Genomic DNA, 5,402 nt, shown 5'->3' on the forward strand with positions numbered 1-5,402 from the left:
TGTTCTATACTTTTTGAATATTGTGAAGATATAAAAAATTGATTTAGATTAGCGCCCTTTACAATAGTAATCAATAAGGTCAAATCTATTCGCGAGATATTTTCTATGCTTAAATCTCAATCTCAGACCTAATATTGACCTCAATCTTACTCTATCGCAGTAATTATATTCTACCTTAGTCTTAATCTCATCCTTCGCCGCAATCTCATTCTTATTCTCTCTCACTCTTGGTCTTGGATTCGTATTCCTTCGCTCATTATACGCTCAGATTTTTGATTTTATAACTTAAGTCACGAAATGAGTATGGGGGTTTTACTTTGATTATAGTTTAAGCTCTTGTATTATAGCTTTGTGTATGAAAGGTTTGTATTTTAATTACATTTCTGTGAAGAATATATAAACTAGTGTCATAGATTGTTTTTTAACATTGGCCAAGTGGAAATTTGTCAGGGATTTGATATACTAGTTTTTTCTTGTTAGATTATTTTTTTCGGTTTAGAATTGAGAACCTATAATTCTTTAGCTTTTGTAATATTTATAGCTTTTGTACAAAAAAACCGTCTTGAATTAGACGGTTTCAATTTTTCTGTTGTTAGTAAAATTATTTATCTCAGATATTGCCAGAACTCCTGACTAAATTCTTTAGAAATATTTTTAATGCAGTTACTTGAGATAACTTTTAGCTCAAGTTTTGCTATGTTGTGCTGTAGCGTATAATTTAATTGAGGAGCAATTTCTTTTGATTCTTGGACACTTCCATCGCTGTAAGTTGCTTTCCATGTGTACCTATATGTTGCATCAATTTTGTCTGGTATAAAATTGATTAGTCCTTCACTATATTTAACTTCCTTGAAGTTGTTAACTATTATATTGCACTCTGGTTCATCTTTTGCTGTTGTATCGTTTAATTGAGGGGAACCATTGTCGATTCCTATATTGGCTAATCCAGAGCCAGTAGCAAAAGGAGATATAACCTCGACCGATTTGGTACACTGTTGTATTCCTTTTGGAGTAAGGACAGAAATTGAAATGATTAATTTACCCACAGTGCTCGGTTTAATTTTGATGACGTTTTGACGTATATCGCCTACAACTTTTGCATCTGTTCCTGTAAAAGACCATTGATGACAGTCTTTACATTGTGCAATTTCATTGGGTACGAAATAAGTAGATTCATCTTCAATATTGATGGTCTCAGCACCTTGAATTAAACATTGAGAAAATAAAAGAGAGGATAGCAAAACCCCACCAATAATTAGTGTTTTTTTCATCATTTGAACAAAATTTTGTGTTTTTTAAGCAGATTCAAAGATATGCTAAACTTGAATAACCCCCAAATTAAATTTGTCATGTATTGGGCTATTATTTGCAGCTTCAATTCCCATAGAAATCCATTTTCTGGTTTCTAGGGGATTAATAATTGCATCCGTCCAAAGTCTTGCTGCTGCGTAAGTAGGTTCGGTTTGCTTTTGATATCTTTTGGAGATGGTATCTAGTATTTCTTGGTGTTCCTGCTCTGTTATTTGCTTTCCTTGTTTTTTCAAGGTTGATTCTTGAATTTGAGCCAGCACTTTCGCTGCTTGCGAACCTCCCATTACAGCTAGTTCAGCCCATGGCCACGCAACAATAAGCCTTGGATCATACGCTTTTCCGCACATCGCATAATTTCCTGCACCATAGGAGTTACCTGTGATTATTGTGAATTTTGGAACAACTGAATTGGAAACGGCATTAACCATTTTAGCACCATCTTTTATAATACCTCCGTGTTCTGACTTGCTACCTACCATGAATCCTGTAACATCTTGTAAGAAAACTAATGGAATTTTTCTCTGATTGCAATTGGCTATAAACCTAGTTGCTTTATCAGCAGAATCTGAATAGATTACTCCACCAAACTGCATTTCACCTTTTCCGTTTTTCACCATTTTTCTTTGATTGGCGACAATACCGACGCTCCATCCATCAATTCTGGCAGTACAACATACGATCGTCTTACCGTAATCTGGTTTGTATTCTTCGTATTCGGAATTATCAACAATACATTTAATGATTTCGAATGTATCATATTGTTCAGCTCTTGAGGAGGGCATAATTCCAAAGATGTTTTCTGGATTTTCTTTTGGTGGATGACTTTCGATTCTGTCAAATCCTGCTTTATCAAAACTTCCAATAGACTTCATGATGTTTTTAATTCTGTCCAGTGCGTCTTTATCATCTTTTGCTTTGTAATCAGTAACACCTGAAATTTCACAATGTGTTGTCGCTCCACCAAGAGTTTCATTATCAATATTTTCACCAATTGCAGCTTTTACCAAATAGCTTCCTGCCAGGAAAATAGAACCTGTTTTGTCCACAATCATAGCTTCGTCACTCATAATTGGAAGGTAAGCACCTCCTGCAACACAGCTTCCCATTACGGCGGAAATTTGAACAATCCCCATAGAACTCATCTTCGCATTATTTCTGAAAATACGTCCAAAATGCTCCTTATCTGGAAAGATTTCGTCTTGCATTGGAAGATATACTCCTGCGGAATCTACAAGGTAAATAATTGGAAGTCTGTTTTCCATGGAAATCTCCTGTGCTCTAAGGTTTTTCTTTCCTGTAATAGGAAACCATGCACCAGCTTTTACCGAGGCATCATTGGCAACAACGATACACTGTTTTCCTGAGATATAGCCTATTTTGACCACAACACCACCAGAAGGGCAGCCGCCATGTTCTGCATACATATCATATCCAGCAAAAGCACCTATTTCTATTGACTCAGAATCCTTATCCAAAAGATAATCAATCCTCTCTCTAGCAGTCATTTTTCCCTCATCTCGAAGTTTTTGCAAACGCTTTTCTCCACCTCCTTTTTTAATCTCACTGTAGATTTTATTGATTTCTGAAAGTTTAAGTTTGTTTTGATCTTCTCTTTTGTTGAATTCTAAGTCCATGTTTTATCACAAATTTTCCCTAAATATAGCACTTTTTTGCTTATGCTTTTTTTTGAGAAATGTTGTATTTTTTATATTTAAATGGTTGATTATATATCGTTTAAAAATATTAAAGATTTCAATACAATTTTATTAAAAATGTCACGTTGTATACTTGTAAGTCTTTTTCTTGAGAAAGACCGCAACAGTTCTAATTTTATTTTTTAATAGTTTATTATTTGAGACACCCCGATTGCTTGTAGTTTTCGGGGTGTTTTTTTATAAAAATATTGGCGAAATTTCTAATTAAATGATAGTTTTGCAGTCTAACAACAAATATGAAAAACCCCGCTCTTTTTCGACTTCATTTTATTGTATTTCTTTGGGGGTTTACAGCTATTTTGGGAAAACTGATAAATGCAGAATCAGGGATGTTGGTGTTCTATAGAATGCTTTTTGCTTCTTTTTTTCTTTATGTTTTTCTAAGGTTTGTCAAGAAGCAAAGTTTTCGGATTACTAAAAAATTACTTTTTCAGCTATTAGCTGTGGGTGGAATGATGGCGATACATTGGTTGTGTTTCTTTCATTCGATTAAGGTGTCTAATGTTTCCATTGCGTTGTCTTGTTTATCCCTTTCAACGCTATTTGCCTCAATTATAGAACCGATGGTTTTCAAAAGGAAAACGGATATCACAGAAGTTATCTTAGGAGTCATAATTGTTGCATGCATTTCACTTATTTTTAAAATCGAATTCCATTACAAAGAAGGTATTTTCTATGGAATTTTGACCGCATTGGTTGGGACTTTATTTTCTGTTTTCAATGGAAAACTCTATGGTAAAACGACTTCAGGAAATATTATCTTTTATGAAATCTTCGGAGGATGGTTTTTGATATCTGTATATTTTCTACTATCAGGAGAAATTTTCACCTTCAACGAAATAAGTATGAGGGATTTAGCGTTAATAACCTTGTTGGCAGGTGTGTTCACTGCATATCCTATGTTAGAATCCGTTAACTTGATGAAATATATTTCACCTTTTACATTGATTTTAACAGTTAATTTGGAACCAATCTATGGAATTATACTTGCTTTTTTTATCTTTGGTGAATCAGAGAAGATGAGTTTGCCATTTTATTTTGCTTCATTTGTAATGATTTTGGCAATTATATTGAATGGTTTGATGAAGCAACGAAAACTTAAATTGAAACAGAACACCCAATGAAAAATATTTTTCTTTTTTTCTTCTTTTTGGCTGTATTGTCACCTGCACAAATAGTTAGGAAATACTCAAATGAATTTCTAAATATTGGAGCAGGAGCTAGAGGTCTTGGAATGGGAGGAGCCGTGGTCAGTAGTCAGAACGACGTGTACTCACCAATGTGGAACCCAGCAGGATTGATAGCAATTGAGCAAGACTGGCAAGGGGCGGCTATGCACGCAGAATACTTCGAATCTATTGCAAAATATGATTATATTGGATACGCAAAGACTTTGGAGAATTCGGATGGTGCGTTTGCTATTTCTGTGGTTAGGTTAGGAGTTGATAATATCTTGAATACAACTCAAATGATTGATCCAGAAGGGAATATCGATTATGATAAAATTACCAAATTTTCTCAAGCAGATTATGCTGCATTAATTTCATATGCATTTCATCCTGGGGGAAATCACAAGATTGATGCTGGGGTTAATGCAAAACTAGTTTATCGTAATGTGGGGAAATTTGCTAGTTCTTATGGATTTGGATTTGATTTAGGAGCAATCTATCATGCTGATAGTGGTTGGAATTTTGGTGGAATTTTGCGTGATGCCACAACTACCGTTAATTTCTGGACCATTAATCAAGACGAACTTTCGACGATTGTTAATGGACAAGAGTTCAACCCTGCGCCAGAAGATAAAATGGAGTTAACGATGCCAAAGCTTAATGCTGGTGCTAGCAAGGTTTTCGACTTGTCACCAAAGGTTACTTTGTTACCTGAAGCTGGGTTAAATATTGATTTTGCCAAAACAGCCGCTGTTATATCAACTGATTTTGCAAGTATTACTCCCTATGCTGGAGCCGAACTTGCTTATAATGATTTGCTATTTGTTAGACTCGGTGTTAATCGTTTTCAAACAGTTACTGACATCGAGAATCTAAAACGCAAAGTTTCTTTCCAGCCAAGTGCAGGTATTGGAATCAAATATCGTGGTCTAACTTTGGATTACGCCATAACTAACTCTGGTCTTGATGGTTCTAGCTTCTTTTCTAATTTTTTTTCTTTGAAGCTGGATATGTCTCTAATGAGAAATTAATTAAGGCGTAAAGAGAGGATCTAAACTTAGCGCTTCATTTTGATTTTACTATTTTTAATGCTTATTTTTTCTTAAGTATTTAAAAGTCAATATTTCATTCTTTGATGATTTCAACATTATTGTCCAGTTAACAAATTGGCCAAGTTCTTGTAATATTCATTTCGCTTTATCTTTTA

At 34.5% G+C, this 5,402-nt stretch carries 4 protein-coding genes; 2 read left to right on the top strand and 2 right to left on the bottom strand.

The features are described from left to right. Positions 1–605: 605 nt before the first annotated feature. Together AC4AGG_RS15140 and AC4AGG_RS15145 are read right to left on the bottom strand one after the other, a co-directional pair. Positions 606–1,274, bottom strand: a complete 669-nt coding sequence (locus AC4AGG_RS15140; protein WP_489772852.1) for a hypothetical protein — start codon at positions 1,272–1,274, stop codon at positions 606–608. A 42-nt stretch (positions 1,275–1,316) separates the two neighbouring features. Further along, entirely contained in the window at positions 1,317–2,945 is a 1,629-nt protein-coding gene (locus AC4AGG_RS15145) for an acyl-CoA carboxylase subunit beta (protein ID WP_489772853.1), read from the bottom strand. A gap of 317 nt (positions 2,946–3,262) precedes the next feature. Here AC4AGG_RS15145 and AC4AGG_RS15150 point away from each other — a divergent pair, with 317 nt between their 5' ends. Together AC4AGG_RS15150 and AC4AGG_RS15155 are read left to right on the top strand one after the other, a co-directional pair. Next, positions 3,263–4,150: a DMT family transporter gene (locus AC4AGG_RS15150; RefSeq protein ID WP_489772854.1), complete on the top strand. Its 888-nt coding sequence runs from the start codon at positions 3,263–3,265 to the stop codon at positions 4,148–4,150. Beyond that, entirely contained in the window at positions 4,147–5,226 is a 1,080-nt protein-coding gene (locus AC4AGG_RS15155) for a putative type IX sorting system protein PorV2 (RefSeq protein WP_489772855.1), read from the top strand. Before AC4AGG_RS15150 ends, AC4AGG_RS15155 begins: the two co-directional genes overlap by 4 nt. The last annotated feature ends 176 nt before the right edge of the window (positions 5,227–5,402 follow it).

The organism is Chryseobacterium sp. CG10_8 (genome assembly GCF_058117085.1).